Source organism: Nonomuraea corallina (assembly GCF_027620315.1).
GTDB classification, from domain to species: domain Bacteria; phylum Actinomycetota; class Actinomycetes; order Streptosporangiales; family Streptosporangiaceae; genus Nonomuraea; species Nonomuraea corallina.
The window spans coordinates 1-429 of sequence record NZ_JAPNNL010000364.1 but is presented as its reverse complement, the minus strand read 5'-3'; the positions used below and the strand labels follow the sequence as shown (position 1 = coordinate 429).

At 76.0% G+C, this 429-nt stretch carries 1 protein-coding gene; it reads right to left on the bottom strand.

The features are described from left to right. Positions 1-429, bottom strand: a 429-nt coding sequence (locus OUY22_RS36715) for a KR domain-containing protein (protein WP_270159922.1), incomplete at both ends; no start/stop codon positions are given.

Genomic DNA, 429 nt, shown 5'->3' with positions numbered 1-429 from the left:
TGGTCGCGCACGGTCTCGGTGAGCAGCCGCAACGCCTCGTCCCTGCCCAGCTCCGTCAGCCGGGCCACCAGCGAGCCGGCGGCTCCGGCCCCGTTGCCCGCCGCCCGGCGAGGCGCGCGTACGAGCCCGCGCAGCATCCCCGGCAGTCCGTCGTCCTCCGCCCTGGCACGCAGACCCGCCAGGTCCCAGCGGGCCGCCACCACCACCGGATCGACCCCGTCTGCCAGAGCCGCGTCGAACAACGCCAGCCCTTCCTCCACCCCCAACGGAGCGATTCCCGCCCGCGTCAGCCGCGCCCGATCAGCCGCGCCCAACGCCCCCGTCATCGCCGACTCCACGTCCCACAACCCCCACGCCACCGACACCGCCGGCAGTCCCACGGCGTTCCGCGACACGGCCAGCCCGTCCAGGAACGCGTTCGCCGCCGCG